The 17,855-nt window shown below is 41.8% G+C and carries 12 protein-coding genes; 4 read left to right on the top strand and 8 right to left on the bottom strand.

Annotated elements, in window-relative coordinates; all coding sequences use genetic code 11:
- The first annotated feature begins 111 nt into the window (after positions 1-111).
- Entirely contained in the window at positions 112-1,428 is a 1,317-nt protein-coding gene (locus AB8M93_RS08590) for an NAD(P)/FAD-dependent oxidoreductase (RefSeq protein ID WP_373057157.1), read from the top strand.
- On the opposite strand, the gene AB8M93_RS08585 is transcribed toward AB8M93_RS08590, so the two are convergent.
- Positions 1,425-2,300 (bottom strand): universal stress protein, encoded by an 876-nt coding sequence (locus AB8M93_RS08585; RefSeq protein WP_373057156.1) that lies wholly within the window; start codon positions 2,298-2,300, stop codon positions 1,425-1,427. The two genes, AB8M93_RS08590 and AB8M93_RS08585, sit on opposite strands and share 4 nt — an antisense overlap.
- 213 nt (positions 2,301-2,513) lie before the next feature.
- Here AB8M93_RS08585 and AB8M93_RS08580 point away from each other — a divergent pair, with 213 nt between their 5' ends.
- A complete protein-coding gene (locus AB8M93_RS08580; protein WP_373057155.1) occupies positions 2,514-2,969 on the top strand; it encodes a hypothetical protein in 456 nt (151 codons plus the stop codon).
- Positions 2,970-3,033: 64 nt separating this feature from the next.
- On the opposite strand, the gene AB8M93_RS08575 is transcribed toward AB8M93_RS08580, so the two are convergent.
- The 3 genes from AB8M93_RS08575 to AB8M93_RS08565 form a co-directional block, all read right to left on the bottom strand.
- Positions 3,034-3,561 carry a hypothetical protein gene (locus AB8M93_RS08575; protein ID WP_373057154.1) on the bottom strand — a complete coding sequence of 176 codons (528 nt, stop codon included), beginning with the start codon at positions 3,559-3,561 and terminating at the stop codon, positions 3,034-3,036.
- A 46-nt stretch (positions 3,562-3,607) separates the two neighbouring features.
- Entirely contained in the window at positions 3,608-4,759 is a 1,152-nt protein-coding gene (locus AB8M93_RS08570; protein WP_373057153.1) for a zinc-dependent alcohol dehydrogenase, read from the bottom strand.
- A gap of 328 nt (positions 4,760-5,087) precedes the next feature.
- The gene (locus AB8M93_RS08565) at positions 5,088-5,462 is read right to left on the bottom strand and encodes a hypothetical protein (protein WP_373057152.1); all 375 of its coding nucleotides are present in this window, start codon (positions 5,460-5,462) and stop codon (positions 5,088-5,090) included.
- Between the two features lie 600 nt (positions 5,463-6,062).
- Here AB8M93_RS08565 and AB8M93_RS08560 point away from each other — a divergent pair.
- Positions 6,063-8,519, top strand: coding sequence for a zinc-dependent metalloprotease (locus AB8M93_RS08560; protein WP_373057151.1), 2,457 nt, complete (start codon positions 6,063-6,065; stop codon positions 8,517-8,519).
- Between the two features lie 55 nt (positions 8,520-8,574).
- On the opposite strand, the gene AB8M93_RS08555 is transcribed toward AB8M93_RS08560, so the two are convergent.
- Positions 8,575-9,051 carry a hypothetical protein gene (locus tag AB8M93_RS08555; RefSeq protein WP_373057150.1) on the bottom strand — a complete coding sequence of 159 codons (477 nt, stop codon included), beginning with the start codon at positions 9,049-9,051 and terminating at the stop codon, positions 8,575-8,577.
- A gap of 150 nt (positions 9,052-9,201) precedes the next feature.
- Here AB8M93_RS08555 and AB8M93_RS08550 point away from each other — a divergent pair, with 150 nt between their 5' ends.
- The gene (locus AB8M93_RS08550) at positions 9,202-9,969 is read left to right on the top strand and encodes an XRE family transcriptional regulator (protein ID WP_373057149.1); all 768 of its coding nucleotides are present in this window, start codon (positions 9,202-9,204) and stop codon (positions 9,967-9,969) included.
- A gap of 194 nt (positions 9,970-10,163) precedes the next feature.
- Here AB8M93_RS08550 and AB8M93_RS08545 read toward each other — a convergent pair whose 3' ends face one another.
- Genes AB8M93_RS08545 through AB8M93_RS08535 form a run of 3 tightly spaced genes read right to left on the bottom strand, consistent with a single transcriptional unit; the run spans position 10,164 to position 17,761 of the window.
- Entirely contained in the window at positions 10,164-11,786 is a 1,623-nt protein-coding gene (locus AB8M93_RS08545; protein ID WP_373057148.1) for an OmpA family protein, read from the bottom strand.
- A gap of 12 nt (positions 11,787-11,798) precedes the next feature.
- Entirely contained in the window at positions 11,799-12,740 is a 942-nt protein-coding gene (locus AB8M93_RS08540; RefSeq protein WP_373057147.1) for a PorP/SprF family type IX secretion system membrane protein, read from the bottom strand.
- Between the two features lie 23 nt (positions 12,741-12,763).
- Entirely contained in the window at positions 12,764-17,761 is a 4,998-nt protein-coding gene (locus AB8M93_RS08535; RefSeq protein WP_373057146.1) for a T9SS type B sorting domain-containing protein, read from the bottom strand.
- Positions 17,762-17,855 lie beyond the last annotated feature (94 nt).

Below are 17,855 nucleotides of genomic sequence, written 5' to 3'. Positions count from 1 at the left end.
GCTATTCTTTAACTGCTGTTAAAACTCTTCTTAAAGAAGTGCTATTTTTAATTCCCAGGCTCACTTTTTTATGGAAAACCTTTAATTTAAAGCCATCTTAAGAATAAAATTATGCAAAAGAGGATAATAATCATTGGCGGTGGATTTGCAGGAATAAATCTGGCGAGGTCTCTGGTGGGAGATGCTAATTTTCAAGTGACCCTGGTAGATAAAAACAACTACAATTTTTTTCCGCCTTTGCTATATCAGGTTTCCACCGGCTATCTGGATCCCTCTTCTATCACCTATCCCATTCGTAACCTTTTTCGCGGAAAAGAAAACTTTCATTTCTGGATGGGGGAACTGCAGGAGGTGGTGCCTCAGGAAAAAAAGATCATTCTGGATAATGGTGAACTGGATTATGATTACCTGGTAATTGCCACCGGCACCAAAACAAATTTCTTTGGCCTGGAGCAGCTAAAAAAGCATGCGATTCCTATGAAGACGCTGGAGGATGCCTTAAGTATGCGCAATGTGCTGTTGCAGCGCCTGGAAGCGGCTTCCCGAATTAAAGATAAGCAGGAACGCCTGCCTTGGCTTACCATGGTTATTGGAGGCGGAGGCCCTACAGGGGTAGAAATTTCCGGGATGTTTGCAGAATTGCGGAATAATACTATAAGAAAGGAATTTCCTGAATTAGCAGGCTCCGGAGCAAAAATTTATATTGTAAACGGCGGGAATGAATTGCTCTCGCCTATGAGTAAAAAGAGTCAGGAATACGCCCTGAAGAGCCTGAAAGAAATGGGGGTTGAAGTGGTTTTAAATACCCGGATTGTAGATTATGATGGTGAGATAGTAAGCTTTAAGAACGGAGAAACCATAAGGAGTAAAAACCTTATCTGGGCCACCGGGGTCACCGGTATTATCTTTAAAGGGCTCCCGGCAGAAGCTTATGAGAGGGGAAACCGGCTAAGGGTAAATGAGATCAACCAGGTGGAAGGTATGGACGGTATTTTTGCGATAGGAGATTGCAGTATACAACACACAGATCCTGATTTTCCAGACGGGCACCCGCAGTTAGCACAAGTGGCTATCCAACAGGGAAAAAACCTGGCCAAAAATTTTAGAAATTTAGAAAAGGGCAGAAAAACGATAGCTTTTAAATATAAAGACAAAGGGTCCATGGCCATTATAGGAAGCAGCAGGGCAGTGGCAGACATTCCAAAGCCCAAACTGCATTTTAGTGGATTTATAGCCTGGTTTATGTGGGTGTTTATTCACCTTTTTTCGCTTATAAATTACCGCAACAGGATAAGGACATTCTATAACTGGTCTATAGAATATTTTACCCGTAACCAGGATTTAAGATTGATCATAAGGCCTTCAAACAGCGTTGCCTCCCAGGAGGTTCATGAAACCAAAAGCGAAAAAGAACATTCCGGAGTTTAATTTTGGGATGACGCTTTTATACTTATTTTTTTCTGCGGAAGTACCAGGAATGGAAGGGAAAGATGCTCGTCTATTTTTCTAATTACGGGTTCTCTGAAAATGGTATGTGAAAATTTATGTGCATAATATATCATGCTTAAGAGCTGAATTCCATGCTGTTTTACATAGGTTGAAATTGCTTTGGAAACTTCTTCATCAGAAGAAATAAAGGTGACTTCCAAATCGTTTCCTTCTAACAGCAGCTTTAAATTATTTAAGTTTTCATTCTGTTTTTCATTTAAAAAGCCTTCTTCCCCCACGTAGAGAATGCTGATTCCGGAATTAGATTTTTCGGCTATTTTTTTCAGCTCATATAGAGAATCATTAGAAAATTTATGTTTTAATTCAGTTGCAAAGGCAATCTTACCGGGAGCTTTAAAGGGTAATTGTCCAGGCACCACAAGCAGGGGGCAGGGAATTGTTTTCTTTATTACCCTGCTGGTGTTGCTGCCCATAAAACCCGTCATTGTGCCGGAGTGCCCGCGGGTGCCCATTACCACCAGGTCAATATGCATTTCAAGAATAATTTCCGGAAGGGCATGAACCAGTTTTCGGTTTGAGGTTATTATTTTAAAAAAATGCGCGGTCTGCTTATTATCTCTGGTAATTTGATGTATCACCTCGGTACACTTGCTATGGGAGGCGGCCTGTAGCCCGGGTAACTTTTTAAACTCTTCTTCATTGAGCATGCTGTAAACAGATATCTCAACTTCATTCGCATAGAAATTGGTAATGAAGAAAGTGCATTCTTCATTCTTATAAAGTTTAGTAGCATAATGCAGGGCACAATAAGCCTCTTTGGAAAAATCGGTGGCAACTAAAATATTTTTCATGGCATGAACTATTTTATACTTAAAAGTACTGGACAAGTGCAGGGGAAAAAATGATCAATATCATGATTTGATGTTCTTTTACCTGTATTCCCAAAGGATTAAAAATTTTATTTTAGTTGCTGAAAACCAGTACGTTAAAAGTTAATTATTTATTAAAAAGCTAAAGCATATTCATTTTTTAAATTAATTAGCTTGTTTTTAAAGCGGATTAATATGAAAAGGATATTTTTAAGCTTAGGCCTGTTTTTGTGCTTTGGCGCTGCGGTATTTGCACAAAATGTGGAATATAAAATTGTTACGGTAATAGAATCTATAGTCCCCGGAGGAATTGGCCGTTCCCGGATGATAAGCAGTGAGGAAGCCCGGGATTTTAAAGAATTCACCACCAGCAGGTCTGAAGAAGATGGCGAACGCAATAAATCTGACAGGGGAGAAATAAGGCTGAAGAAATTTGACGAAACAAAACTCCTAAACTTCTTCAACCTTGGAGGGATCCGGTTTCAGAATATTGCTGCTAATGATGCTGTAGTAACTTCAAAGATCAATTCTTTAAGCGAGGAAGGATGGGAGCTGGTTTTTGTAAATAGTGGCGTGGAGAGTTATGCCGGGGAAGATGATGACAGCGGAATTTTTATTACCCGTTATATCTTTAAAAGAAACAGGCAGTGATTGTTCCAAATAAAAAAAAACCTGAAACGGGGTCCGTTTCAGGTTTCTCTTCATTAGTTAATTTTCAGTAGGATTTCTTTTTGGATTTTCTTGCGAATAAAAGAATAACTGCAGAGGTTAAAGCTACTGTGGTCGCTGTTTTCGCAATAAAATTTTTGCGGTTATACTTCCACTCAGACTTCCATCCTCTTTCCGCAAAAATATTTGGAATATGCCCGTGTTTAAGATCGTCCAGGACTCCTTCCACCATTCCCACACGATCTGCCAGTACCAGTGGCAGCCACCTTCCATAGCTGGATTCACTTTTGGTATAGGCATACCTTCTAATCATTCCACTAAGCCCGGAAGGCGGTGCTGCAGTACCAAACACAGCAGTTATATTTGGCCGCTCAATAGAATGCAGCACTTCAATATCTGTTTCCTGTTGCTCAGGCCGCTCCCAGGAGTAGCCTCTTATTTCTTCATCGGTACGCTTTTTAATAGGATATGTGGGGTCATTTTTTGGATCGGCATCTACTCCCCAGCCTTTAATATGGCTGTGGTCGCCCCCGCGTTTATTTTTAAATTCCTCGTTATTGGTTTCTTCATTCATGATCTTTAAATTTTGAATTTGTACTTGTTTTTTCTCTGCACCTTCTCTATGCTGAAGGTGGTATGAGAACAGGTTTAATACAGTTATCCAGTTTTTTAGAAAAGATATGATAGCCTTCTGCAACCTCTTCCAGCGGAATGCGGTGCGTAATTAATTCTTTTGGATTAATAATACCATCTTCCACATGTTTTATAAGCCTTGGCAGAAGCCTTTTTACGGAAGCCTGGTTGGCCCGGATGGTAATTCCTTTATTTAAGACATTTCCAATGGGAACCAGAGCATCTATAGGTCCGTACACCCCAACAATAGAAACGATCCCTCCTTTTTTAACTGAATTGATGGCCCAGTGCAATGCCGTGGTAGAGCCTCCCTGTAACAATAGTTTTCTGCCCATAAGAGTGTTCATGGTATTGCCGGCAGCTTCAGCACCCACGGCATCAATACAAACATCGGCACCCAGGGAATCTGTTTGTTTTTTTATGAATACCACAGGATCTTCCAGCATTTTGAAGTTGTAGACTTCACATTGAGCATATTTTTCAGCAAATTCCAGGCGGTAATCCAGTTGGTCTATCACAATTACACGGCCTGCTCCAAAAAGCCAGGCGCACTTGGCAGCCATAATTCCAATAGGTCCTGCACCAAAAACCACCACAGTATCTCCTTCCTGTATGCCACCCATTTCTGCGGCCTGGTAGCCTGTTGGCACTACATCTGTTAACAGCACCGCATCATCGGGATCCATCCAGTCAGGAATCACAGTCGGCCCAACATCAGCATATGGTACTCTTACATATTCGGCCTGGCCACCGTTATATCCGCCGGCAGTATGGGAATATCCAAAAATTCCGCCGGCAGCCGTAGACTGTGCATTGGCTTCATGACAATTACCATACAGCTCCTGTTTGCAAAAGGCACATTTTCCGCAGGCAATATTAAAAGGGACCATTACTTTATCCCCGACTTTTACATTCTGAACTGAAGATCCTACTTCTACAATTTCTCCTACAAATTCATGCCCAAAGGTAGAACCCACACGGGTATCTGGTACAAGCCCATGATATAGGTGAAGATCTGAGCCGCAAATACAGGAACGCAGTACCCTTACAATGGCATCTTCAGGATGTTCTATTTCAGGATAGGGCTGGTCATGATCGGCACGTACTCTAAACGGGCCGCGAAAATTCATTGCTAACATAATGATTGGTTTTTTGATTTATAATTTCGATAAGCAGGTAAGGGGAGAGCACCTGCCGAGATGTAAATTACAAAATCAAAGGTGTGAGGGAAATTATTTAACTATACTTTATGTCCTATTACTTTAGGAACATCTGGGTTCTGGAGTTAGGGAAAATAGTGGCAGTTTTAGTGTTTTGTCCAAGAATATTCAGGACGCCGGTATACTCCAAAATTTCTTTGGAGCCTGGATTTTGTACCGGCATGTAATAGGCCTGCCATGTGGGGCTGCAAATCCTGCCGGGAGTATTATGTTCCTTTTACGGGCATTAGTTTGGAGGATGGGCAGGCTATCTCCCCATCTGGTAATCATCTTCATCGGGAGTTATTCTAGGAACTTTAAATTCGCCATCGGTAATGGAGACAGTCTGGCTGGAATCTGTACTAAGGTAAAAGGTGCCGGAAAAAATTCCCTCCAGATAAGTTTCAGTAATTTCTGTAAAACGAAATTCGTTATCTGAGCTAACGTTATAGTTGCCTTCTAAAATTCCCTCGAAGGGATTTCCATTTTCATCCAGGTAAATGGGAATAAAAACGAACGTATTAGATGGGGTATAGGTAACATTTCCGTCTACAGGTGCTTGCGTGGCAAAATTGAAGATAATTAAATTACGATTCGGTTCAGAATTGTTAAGTATGCCGTCTACAACATGTTGATACATCATGGTGTTGAAATAATTGATAAATCCAGCCACTTCGCTGCCCGCCTCAATATTGTAATTATAAACTATTTGTTCCCCGTCAACCCTAAAAGTAAGGTAGTAGTCGCCACTTATTTCCTATAAGGTTGTATTTTCATTACTGCCATCATCAGTGTTTTTTGAACAGGCGAACAAAGCTAAACAGCAAATTGCCGTAAGCATCCTGGTATAAATAATCTTTTTCATGAGATAAAAATTTAATGGTTAGTTTCCGTTATTCAACGCGAAACTTCAAATTCTAAAATATTTCCTGTTGTTGTACCCGGCTTTTATTGAATGGCAGTATATATTTATTTTCTGATCAATTTCTTTTTGCGGTTGGAAGCTGCCCATCAAAGAGGTTCATGCTATTTGCTGTTTAAAAATGGCTGATAATTACCACTTATTAGTTGCGCTGTTTTTTTTTGAAAATGCAGAAAATCCTTTTTTGAATTACCGATTTCATTTTTTAAGCCTGCTTTCTCATATTTTTAGCAAAAGGCTTCCTGTTGCCGGGATGAGCCGGGGATTCCGCCCAAATTTTAGTATGTTTGTTACCTGCCGCATTAAAAAATATGAATATTTATGATAAGAAAATTAACTGCCTTAGGGCTCATGGCTATGCTGTTAACCGGGTGCCAGAGCCAGGGAAAACTTTTTGGTAAAAAGGGTGAAAAAAAAGCGGAGACTGCTTCAGCAAAGGAAGAGGGCGGGAAAACCTCGTACAATAAACTTATTACCCCCCAAGCTAAAAGCGATAAAGGAATGTTTACCACGCATTTTGTAGAGGATAAGCTCTATTTTGAAATTCCTTTAGAACTGCTTGAAAAGGATATGCTCCTGGTAAGCAGGATTGCAAAAGTTCCTTCTGGTTTTGGGGGAGGTTATGTGAACGCCGGTTCCAAGGTGAACGAGCAGGTGGTAAGGTGGACCAAAAGAGGCGATTTTATAGATGTTAAAGTAGTAAGTTTTAAAAATGAGAGCGACGAAGAATCGCCAATTTACACCTCTGTGCTTGCCAATAATTTTTCACCAATTCTTTACAGTTCTAAAATTAAAGCATATAATCCAGATTCTACTGCTGTAGTTGTAGATGTGAGCAGTCTTTTTGAAAGCGAAGTAGAAGCCATAGACGGGCTTTCTTCTTCTCTGCGGAAGCGTTACAAGGTAAAAAAACTGGACCAGAGCAGGTCCTATATTGAGTCGGCAAATGCTTATCCTGAGAATGTTGAAATAAAGCATGTGATGACCTATGAAGCTGAAGAACCGCCGGAAAGAGGCCAGGCAGGAACTATTTCAATGCTTATGAACCAGTCTATGGTGCTGTTGCCGGAAGACCGCATGCAGCCAAGGCTTGCTGATGACCGCGTAGGGTGGTTTACAGTGGAAAAATACGATTATAATTCAGACGAATTAAAGTCTGACGAATATGAAATTATAAGAAAGTGGCGCCTTGTTCCCAAAGATATGGAAGCTTATAAAAGAGGTGAGCTGGTGGAGCCGGTAAAACCTATCGTTTATTATCTGGATCCTGCCACACCTAAAAAATGGAGGCCATATTTTAAACAGGGAATTGAAGACTGGAATGTGGCTTTTGAAAAAGCAGGCTTCAAAAATGCAATTATCGCCAAAGACCCGCCTTCTCCTGAAGAAGACCCGGAATTTAGCCCTGAAGATGTAAGATATTCTGTAGTGAGGTATGTTGCCAGTACTACCCGTAATGCCATTGGGCCTTCGGTTATAGATCCGCGTACTGGGGAAATAATAGAAAGTGATATTATCTGGTACCATAATCATTTACGCTCTTACCGAAACAGGTTTATGATAGAAGCGGGAGCACAAAATCCCGCGGCAAGAACTTTAAATACCCCCGAAGCTGAAATTGGGGAAATGATGCGAATGGTAATCGCCCATGAAGTTGGGCATGCCCTGGGACTGCCCCATAACATGAAAGCCAGTGCGGCCTATCCAACCGATTCTTTGCGATCTGCCAGCTTCACTCAAAAATATGGCCTTACGCCTTCCATAATGGATTATGCCAGGGTAAACTATGTGGCCCAACCGGGAGATGAAGGAGTACGTTTTATAAGAATGATGGGGCCTTATGATTTATATGCCATTAACTGGGGTTACCGGTATTTGCCTGAAGCTAAAAAACCTGAAGATGAAAAAACCACTTTAGATGCCTGGATTTTTGAAAAAGCAGGAGACCCCGCGTATGAGTTTGGAAGCGGTTATGGCGGGGTAGACCCGCAGGCACAAAGGGAAAGCCTTGGAGCAGACCAGGTGAAGGCAAGTGAATACGGCCTTGCCAATTTAAAAAAAGTGGTTCCTCATCTCGTGGAATGGACTTCAGAGGAGGGCAGCGGTTATGAGGAACTCGATGAGGTGTATTCAGAACTTACAGGCATGTGGCGCGGCTATATTTATCATGTAATCACCAATGTGGGCGGGGTTTATGAAACGCGTAAAACCGCAGACCAGGAAGGCGTGATTTACAAAGCCGTTCCCCGGGAAAAGCAGGAAGCGGCAATATCCTTCCTTAATAAAAATGCTTTTACTACTCCTCAATGGCTGCTGAATGATGAAATTCTTGACCGCATTGAATCTAACGGGGCAATTGAAAGGGTGCAAAATTTGCAAACGCGGGCGCTTGATTATCTTTTAGATGAAGACCGGCTGAAGAGAATGTTTGAAAATGAACAGCGCAGTTCCGGGGAAACCTATTCTGCTGTGAATATGATGAAGGATTTGCGCCAGGGAATTTTTAGTGAGTTATACCAATCAAAAGAAGTAGATGCTTACCGCCGAAACCTGCAAAGGGCTTATGTAGATGCCGCGGTAAATTATGTAGAGCAGGTGCAGGCTGAAGGGGAGAAAGAAATAGCGGCTACAGATGTGGTGGCACTTATGCGGGGAGAACTTCAGAAATTGAAGTCGGACCTTAATAAGCGTAAAAACCGTACGGGAAATACGCTTACCCGTTATCACTGGCAGGACCTTATCGCCAGGATAGAAGCAGGATTAGATCCGGAAGCATAGAACAGAAAACCATATTACAGAAAAGCCCGATTTTAAGCGGGTTTTTTTATGTGTATTAATTGCAGGGAGTAGTTTCAGGAATAGTGCTAAGATAGATGGTTTGCGGGTCCCTTCTGTTAATATTAATTAAACCTACATTCTGTATACTGTGGTCCAGGTCTATATCTCCTGTGCAATTTTGGCCATTCCCGTCAGAATCCCATTGGATGCTTATGTAAAAAGCGGCATTGGTATTATCCTGGAGGTTTTCAATTCCAGCATAAGGATCTGCCGGAATATCCATTCTTAAAGTGAAAGGAAAATCATCGGCGCCAAAATCCTGGCTTACTATTAAAGTTGCTTCATCATCGGCAATAGTTTCATTATAGCCATAAAGGCTTATCTCGAAACTGGGATTCTGGAATGCCGGCAATTGATCTCCCGCCTGCATTTCCAGAAGGATATAATTATTGTCTATATCATCCTGATCTTTTACACAAGAAGTGAGTAAGATTGTGGAAAGTACTAGCAGTAGGGCATTTATTTTTTTCATAACTATTTTCTTTAAGAACGGTAAAAGTAAAATTTGTGATATAAAAATTTAATTAAAAATCTATTGAATCCCAAAGTTTGCAGTGAAATATTATAGGAATATATCCATTCAAGCTTTTTAATGTTGGAATATTACCTAAATTAGCACCTTATGGGAACAGCTTTATCTATAGAAATAAAACACTTTAAAGAAGTACGGGAAGAAAATAACTTTACGCAAACCGAATTTGCGGAAGTTCTTGGAGTTAAAAATTCTACGGCCGATATAGAAAGAGGTCGCACCAAACTTTCCGGAAAAGTAGTGGCGGAACTGCTGCGGCAATTTGGCATAAATCCCCTATGGCTTTTTGGGGACAGCGGCCAGAAATACCTGCAAATTACCAAAGGGGATGTAAGCCCTAAAGTGGTGACCGTGAACAGTGCAGATAATGAGAATATTGTAATGGTTAATCAAAAGGCAGCTGCCGGTTACCCACACAATGTGCAGGATGTGGAGTGGTACAACCAGTTACCTGCTTTTGATATCCCACTGCCGGAGTTTAGAAATGCCACCTACAGGGGATTCCAGATAGAAGGGGATAGCATGTTGCCAAATTACCGGCCAGGGGAATGGGTGATGGGAAAAGCGATTGGTGGGATAGATGAGCTGAACAACAATAAAGTTTATGTAGTGGTGCTTTACGACTCTGTGCTTGTAAAAAAGGTACAGAAGTTACCAGATCCTTCTAAAATGCTGCTTATCTCCTTAAATGAAGAATACCTGCCCATAGAAGTAAAAGTAAACCAGATACAGGAGTTGTGGCAGGTAAACAGCAAGTTGACTTTTAACCTGGATAATCCTTCAGAAAATGGCCTTTTTCAGCAATTAAAGCAGTCTATGGAAGAATTGAAAAAAGAACTAAGGTCTTTTAAACAATAAAAGATTCCGCTTCTAAAAACAATAGCTACCCTAGTATTCTTATTCTAGGGTATTTGTAAATGGCCATTCGCCATTAATGATATGTTATGAAATGGTGCTGCAATAGTCGGCAATTCTCTGAAAGGATAAAAATAGAAAAGCCCCCGGAATTTCCGGGGGCTTCTCATTTTGATTGGTAAGCTGGCAATCTGCAATTAATTCATAATGGTGAATTCACTTCTACGGTTTTTAGCATATTGCGCTTCAGTACACATATTAGGTTTTGTACAATCGTTTAATGGCATGCTTTCACCATAACCTTTAGAGGTTAGCCTGTCTCTGGAAATTCCATGTTCAACAAGATATTCCAGAGTTGAAGCTGCACGTCTTTCAGAAAGAGCCATGTTGTATTGGTCACTTCCCCTGGCATCGGCGTGGGATCCTATTTCTATTTCAAGAGTTGGATATTTGTTCATAATATCCACTACTTTATTAAGCGTAGGCTCAGATTCAGCTTTAATGGTAGCCTTATCAAAATCAAAGTAAATATTGCCAACATCACGTAGCTGCTGCCTGCCGGTTTCAATATTGGTTTCCCTGTCTTCAAAATCAACCACAGGCGGTACATAATCTTCCCTTACAAAGGTGTAAAGATTGTCAGATCCTCTTCGGTTGGAAGCGAAGAAGCCTTCATCCTGTCCTTCTTTGATAACAAAAGCAAAATCGTCCCTGTTGCTGTTAATAGAAGAGCCCAAATTCTGAACTTCAGAAAAATCCCCTTCACTTCTAAAGATGTCAAGGTTACCAAAGCCCATGTGCCCGTCTGAAGCGAAATAAAGCACGTCTTCATCACTAATAAACGGGAACTGCTCGCGATATGCGGTGTTAACGCCACTACCAAGATTTTCAGGGCTGCCAAAAGTTCCGTCTTCATTTACATCAACTACATAAATGTCAAAAGAACCGCCGGTAGACCCGGGCATGTCACTGGAGAAATAAAGTTTGCTCCCGTCCTGGCTAAGGCTTGGATGTTCTACAGAGTAATCATCGCTGCTAAAAGGGAGTTTTTCGATATTGGTCCATTCGCCATCTACCATTTCCGCTTTATAGATGCTGATATGGCCAACTCTTAGCCCGCTGGTATCTTTTACCCTTTTTTCATTGGTACGGTCAAAATACATCGTCATCCCGTCCTGGGTAAAAGTTGCTGAACTTTCGTGTTCATCAGTATTAATGTTATCTGAAAAAAGAACAATATCATTAAGTTCCCCTTCATCATCAATAGATGCGCTGTAAAGGTCTAAAGTAGGCTTTTTGTTCCATGGATAAATTGGACGCTCCTGGTTTCTGGTGGAAGCGAACGCTATGCGGTCTCCATAGAACGAAATCCCAAAGTCAGCTGAAGCACTGTTGTTCATGATCTGGTTTGTGGTGTAGGTGTGAGGAACCGCGGTATCCAGTTGTTTCTCAAATTCAGAGAAATCTATATCTTTTCCCATCGCGTTGCTCAAGTACTGGTTTGCCTCCTCATACTGGTCTGTTCCCATAAGAGCGTGGGCATATCTAAAATGATATTCCGGAGCAATGTTTCCCTCATGCCTAAGGAAAAGCAGCCTGTACACTTCAGCTGCATTTTCCATCTGATTTGTGTAGAAGTAAGAATCTCCAAGGTTTTGAAGCACCTGCTGATCCTTATCTGCCACGTCTTCGTAAGCATCTGCCGCGTCAACGTAAGCTCTTTGAACAAAAAGTTTATTGGCCTTTTTGATTTCGGAACTTTGTCCAAAAGCAGAAACGCTTACAAGTGTTAATAAAAGTATTTTATATATATTTTTCATATTATGCAGTTTTTAGAAGAATCGAGGTGATTTGTCATATCCTTTAGTAAGGCCGAACAGGTCAATGTCAAACAACACCATGATCTCATGGGTGCCGCCAACATCAAATCCGGCATAATCTGAAGTATAATGATCATAGGCATAGCCCACGCGCAGTTGCGGGGTGATCTTGAAATTTACCAGTCCGGTAAGAGTTTCATTAAATCTATAGCCAATCCCGGCTTCTAATTTATCATACAAAAGTACATTAGCCGTAGCATCTACTGTAAGGGGCGCATCCTGTACCCCACGTACCATAAAGGCAGGCTTTAAACGTACATTCTGGCTGATGTCAAAAACATAACCTCCGGTAAAATAGTAGTGGATGTTTTCTTCGCCCACAGCCTGTATACCATCAAAATTGTCCAGGTGCTTTGTGGTGAATAGGTTTGGTGCAGATACTCCTAGGTAGTAATTATCGCCAAACCAGAAGGCACCCACCCCAAATACGGGAAATACTTCATTAAAATTCTCGAACGCAGGATCATCTCCCTCGTTTAAGATAATACCAGAAGTATTGGAATCAAAGGTGGTAAGTCCCGCCTTGGCTCCAAAGGAAAGCTTGCTGTTGTTGCTAACGGGAAGCACATATGCGAAATCTGCAGTGATGTTGTTTTCCTTGATCCATCCGCCTATTTCATCATGAACAACGGTTAATCCCAGCTCTACTCTTTCATTAATAGGAGTATGGGCAAAGAAGTTGGCGGTGGTTGGAGCACCGTCAACATTCTGCCACTGGGATCTATAAATTCCACCCAGGTTTAACATTCCCGGATCGTCTGTGGCGTAACCAGGATTTATTACACTCATATTATACATGTACTGAGTGAATAAAGGGTCTTGTTGCGACATTCCTTTTAGAGAAAAAAGGATAATGCCTGCAAATAGTAAATATTTTGTTATTGTTTTTTTCATTTCTTTCTAGTTTATCCTTTAGACTATAGGCTTAGGTAAATTTTACCTTGTTTAGGAGGCGTTACTCCATCATTGAAATCAATCACATAGAAGTAAACTCCTACCGGTAACACGCCGTCTCCAAGGCTTCCAGATTGATTGGAAGTTCCGTCCCAGTCTGGAGTAGAGGCATTCCCTTTATAAATGGTATTCCCCCATCTGTTAAATATCACCAGCGTATAGTTAGGATATTTTTCTTCTATATTCCTAACATCAAATGTGTCATTCCTGCCATCATCATTAGGTGAAATTCCTTCAGGGAACACAAGGTCACAATCTTCAAGTGTTACGGTGTAAGAAAGTCTTTGAGAACTTTCACATCCTGTTACCTCATCTAAAAGAGTTGCATAATAAGTTACGCCGTCTTCCAGCTCTGTATTTTCACTTAATGCATTGTCTCCTTCTGCTGAAGAGTACCAGGTAATTGTTCCTGTTTCGTTAATGGCAGCGCTTAAATTTTCAAGGGTGTTGTCATCATAAACACATAGTTCCAGATCATTAGTGTTAATGGTAGGAGTAGGCGCATCATTAATAGCAACCATAATAACGGCAGCTTCAGAAACGCATCCGCCTTCATCTGCAACCTGGGTCACGTAGTACGGAGTGTTATTAACAAGCGGCTCATCCATAGCTAAAGGCTGGCTTAATTCTACATCAGCATAATATACCAGGTTAGTTCCTTCTGCCATAAGATCTGCAACTGTAGCGTCTTCAGTAGCACAGAAGCTCATATCTGTCACTGTTGGCGCGGCAGGAGTTTCGGCTACGGTAACAGTAATTGTAGCGCTGCTGTCCTCACAATCTGTAGTAGATTCTACGGTGTAGGTGATTTCATATTCTCCGGCCTCATAAGCTGCAGGGTCAAACATTCCGTCTGCCAGTGTTTCACCATCAAGGGTGAAGGTTCCGTTAGCATCGGCATCGGCAGAAATTTCATCAAACAATAGCTGTGTGCCGTCATTCATACAATAAGTTACTTCCATATCTGCTCCTGCGTTTGCAGCGTCAAGTACGGTAACAGCAAATGTTGCGGTATCTGAACAGTTTTCGTTAGATACTGTGTATATCACATTATAAGTCCCTGGCTCGAAAGCTGAAGGATCCATCATGCCGTCTTCAATTAGCTCACCATCAAGAGAAAATTCTCCTGTGGCGGCAATATCATCGGCTAATAATATGAATAAATCCTGCATTTCTGCATTCTGGCAAACTTCCAGGGTATCATCCATTCCCGCATCGGGAGCTTCTGAAACTGTTATGATATAAGTAGCGGTATCCTCTCCACAATCATTTTCAGACGCTACGGTATATAATACTTCATAGGTGCCGGGTGTGAACATGGAAGGATCAAACATTCCATTTTCCAGTTCTTCTCCGTTATAGGTAAAAGCACCATCCATATCAGCAAAATCAGCTATATAGGTATAAAGATCTGTAACCTCATCATTTGTACAAAGAGCAACGTCCTCATCAAATCCTGCAAGAGCAGAGTTTACAATGGTAATGGTAAAGGAGATAGAATCAGAGCCTGTTACACATTCGGTTGTACCTTCGTCTAGCGAGTAGATGATCTCGTATTCACCTGCAGCTAATACTCCCGGATCTAATGTTCCATCTTCATAGCCTTCAAAAGTTCCAAAGTCAGGATTGTCTCCAATAAAATTGGTTAGATCCTGAATTCCGGCATTCTGGCAAATTGGAGCCGGTGGATCGTCTACTTCAGTCAGGTTAGCTTCAATTTGGTCCCTTACAGTAATGCTTAATGTTGAACTCGTTGAGCAGTTATCATTAGCAACAGTGTAGGTGGTTTCAAAAGTTCCTATTGGAGATGCAAGGAGTTGAGCAGCTAATGTTTCCAGAGATGGTTCAAAGGTTCCATCCATTTCTGCGTTACCGTCTATATAAGCGCTAAAGAAAGCCATGGCCTCTTGGGTAGTGCTAATACCTTCAACATCTGCAATACAAACCACATCAATCACAGATGCACCGGCATCAGGAGATTCAAAGACTTCAATAGTAATTTCTGCCGAATCAGAGCCTGTAATGCACTCTCCATCTCCGCTTACCGTATAAGCTATAGAGAAAGTTCCTGCGCCAACTACTGATGGGTCAAAAATTCCGTCTTCATATCCTTCAAAAGAACCTGTGGCATCGGCATCATCAGAGAGAAGAGAGAAAAGATCAACTTCAGCATCTGTGGTACAAAAGGTAATATCTTCTACATCATTGCCTGCATTGGCTTCCCTTGTCTCTGAAACAACAATCTCATATGTGGCTGAATCGTCACAAGTTGCATTGGTTACGGTATATTCTACAGTAAAACTTGCAGGGAAGGTGGTGGTGGCTGCAAATTGCGCGGCCAGGGTAGCAAGGCTTGGAGTAAATTCTCCTCCGGCATCAAAAGAGCCTCCAAATTCATCTAATAAAGCCTGCTGCGCCGCCGGGCTGGAAAGAATTTCCTCCAATTGGGAAACACACAAATTCACGTTTCCGCCAGGTCCTGAGTTAGGCGTATCATTAACTGTAATGGTAAATTGTGCCGTGTCTGTCCCTGCTACGCAAAGCCCGGGATTTTCTTCACTTACTGTGTAAATAATCAAATGTTCTCCGGCTCCTTCAGTAGAAGGATTAAAAGTACCATCTGCAACATCGGCATCCTCGCTGGAGAAAGTTCCTCCTGCCATAGATGAGGTGTCCAGTAAATCTGCAAGAGTTATTATTCCTTCATTAGAACAATATGGTTCAGGTGAGGTAATTGTTCCTGCCTCTGCAGTTTCCGCAGCGGTAATTGTTAAACTGGCGGTGGCGGTTGCATCTTCACAAACAGAACCTGCCACGGTATAGGTGGTGCTAAAATCTTCAGCAGCGCCATCAATTCCATCATTGTAACTGGCAATAAGAGTATTCAATGCAGGAGAGAAAGTTCCCTCTGTATCTTCAGCTCCAAGTAATGCTATATAATAGGCTCTAAGACTGGCTTCGCTTGCAAAAACATCCTCTTCCAGATTATTAATACAAATTTCTTCAGAGGCAGAGGTACCTGCATCAGGAGCTTGTTCCACTGTAATAGTGAAATCTTCAGAATCTGTTCCGGTTAAACAAGAAGCTTCATCATCTTCGCTCACCGTATAGGTAATCACGTATGATCCTTCTCCCGCAGTTGCCGGATTGAAATTTTGTGAAGTCACATCAATATCTGTACTGCTAAAGGTTCCACCTGGCATGGAAGTACCATCGAGCAGGCTCACAAGTCCAATTTCAGGACTGGTGCTACAGTAACTTCTGTTGGTAATAGTTCCTGCCTCTGCAGGTACAGCAGCGTTTATGGTAATGGTTGCGCTGGCAGAAGCGTTTCCACAACTGGTTCTTTCTACAGTATAGGTAACACTGTAATCTCCGGCGGCATCCCCGTCGTTAAAATTGGCAATAAGGCTGCTAATTGTGGGAGAGAAAGTACCGTCTGTATCTTCAGCTCCAAGCAATTCCAGGTAATAAGCTTCCAATGCATCTTCGCTGGCAAAAATGCCTTCCTCTGCCACATCTGTTTCGCAAAATACTACAGGATCTGTAACAGTTGTTCCTGCATCGGCAACATCTTCAATAGTAAGATTTAAAGTTGAAGAGGCCACACATCCACCGTTATCTACGGTATAAGTGACGGTATAGGTGGAAGGGAACGCATTATTCAGCGCATCTTCGTTTATCTGGTCGAATAAATTCTCAATAGATGGCGAAAACTCCCCGGTTGGATCCAAGCCGGAATCATTTATAAAATCTTCAATATACGACTGAGCTAACGGAATTAGAAGGGTGTTCAATGGAAGAAAAGGTGCCAGGTCGCTTTCACAAACAGTTACATCCCTGTCTTCACCCGCGTTTGGATCTTCCTGAACATTCACACCTAAAAGTACGGTATCTGTACAGCCAATACTAAAAGTAGCGGTGTAGGTGGTTTGGTAAGTTCCCGCAGGATCACTGTTATAGCTGCTCACAATGCTTTCCAAGGAAGGAGAAAAGCTGCCTCCGGTAGGAACACCATCTTCCAAAAGACTTTCAAAATAGGTGCGGGCATTGGCAACAGTATTCAGCTGGGAATCAGCTTCAGAAATACATAAGGTATTATCTGTATTATCTTCCCCTGCATCCAGTACAGTTACGTTTACCTGGAAGCGGGCAATACTTTCACAGGGAGGTTCCGGAGAATTGACCCTGTTTATAATCTGAGTTGCGTAATAAGTCTCTCCGTCAATTAATGGAGTGGCAGGATCTAAAGCAGGGAAGGAATCTTCGGTGCTGTACCATCTGTTAGTTCCTGTAGCCTGTAAATCGGCAACGGTTGCTCCGTCACAAAAAACTTGTTCGGTCTCACCGGATGGTGGCTGAACGGCTATAGGATCGTATCTTACCGCTACCCTGCTGGTAGGGCAATTGGTAACAGGATTTCTCTGGCCTACATAGTAGCTTGTTTCTGGAGTTAAGGTTGTTCCGGGATTAAGTGGGGAACCACTGAATTCCTGAGTATATACTTCCACCTCATTTCCTTCCACAAGGTCAATAAGTTCTGCAACAGTATTTGCGCCTGTAGTGCTGTACATACATGGCGAAAATACTACTCCAAAACTTGGTGAAGGTGCACCATAATCATCTACATCAACATTTACTGAAGGTCTGCTGTTGCAGGTACCTTCAGTATTTCCGGCATAGTATATGCCATCCTGTAGAAGTTCTGTTGCGGGAATAGGAGTGGTGCCGGTCGCAGAGCGGTACCATCTAAGGGTAGTTCCACTTGCCGCTGTTCCATCAAGATCGGCAACCGTGGATAAATAGCAAAATGACTGTTGATTACCATCTGTGGTGGTATCCTCGTCACCTACTGTAGGACAATTTCCCGTCTGTCCAAAAGAGGGGAAAATTCCAATTAATAAAATAAAGGCAAAGAAGGAAAAAAACTTTCCTTTTTTACCTAAAGTAAAATTTTGCATAGGCTAGGTGTTAAATTCAACTTTAAAGTTTAGGTTTGAACTCATTATTAAAAAGTATCGCAAATATTAAAATAATTTTTAACATGGAAGGTCG

It is taken from the genome of Autumnicola aciditolerans, assembly GCF_041679265.1.
Taxonomy (GTDB): domain Bacteria; phylum Bacteroidota; class Bacteroidia; order Flavobacteriales; family Flavobacteriaceae; genus Autumnicola.
Note: the sequence above shows the minus strand (reverse complement) of the source record. Positions and strands in the feature narration are given on the sequence as shown.

Coding starts and splice junctions, on each gene's coding strand:
- AB8M93_RS08590 (WP_373057157.1), top strand. CDS start 112: ATGCAAAAGAGGATAATAATCATTGGCGGTGGATTTGCAGGAATAAAT.
- AB8M93_RS08585 (WP_373057156.1), bottom strand. CDS start 2,300: ATGAAAAATATTTTAGTTGCCACCGATTTTTCCAAAGAGGCTTATTGT.
- AB8M93_RS08580 (WP_373057155.1), top strand. CDS start 2,514: ATGAAAAGGATATTTTTAAGCTTAGGCCTGTTTTTGTGCTTTGGCGCT.
- AB8M93_RS08575 (WP_373057154.1), bottom strand. CDS start 3,561: ATGAATGAAGAAACCAATAACGAGGAATTTAAAAATAAACGCGGGGGC.
- AB8M93_RS08570 (WP_373057153.1), bottom strand. CDS start 4,759: ATGTTAGCAATGAATTTTCGCGGCCCGTTTAGAGTACGTGCCGATCAT.
- AB8M93_RS08565 (WP_373057152.1), bottom strand. CDS start 5,462: ATGATGTATCAACATGTTGTAGACGGCATACTTAACAATTCTGAACCG.
- AB8M93_RS08560 (WP_373057151.1), top strand. CDS start 6,063: ATGATAAGAAAATTAACTGCCTTAGGGCTCATGGCTATGCTGTTAACC.
- AB8M93_RS08555 (WP_373057150.1), bottom strand. CDS start 9,051: ATGAAAAAAATAAATGCCCTACTGCTAGTACTTTCCACAATCTTACTC.
- AB8M93_RS08550 (WP_373057149.1), top strand. CDS start 9,202: ATGGGAACAGCTTTATCTATAGAAATAAAACACTTTAAAGAAGTACGG.
- AB8M93_RS08545 (WP_373057148.1), bottom strand. CDS start 11,786: ATGAAAAATATATATAAAATACTTTTATTAACACTTGTAAGCGTTTCT.
- AB8M93_RS08540 (WP_373057147.1), bottom strand. CDS start 12,740: ATGAAAAAAACAATAACAAAATATTTACTATTTGCAGGCATTATCCTT.
- AB8M93_RS08535 (WP_373057146.1), bottom strand. CDS start 17,761: ATGCAAAATTTTACTTTAGGTAAAAAAGGAAAGTTTTTTTCCTTCTTT.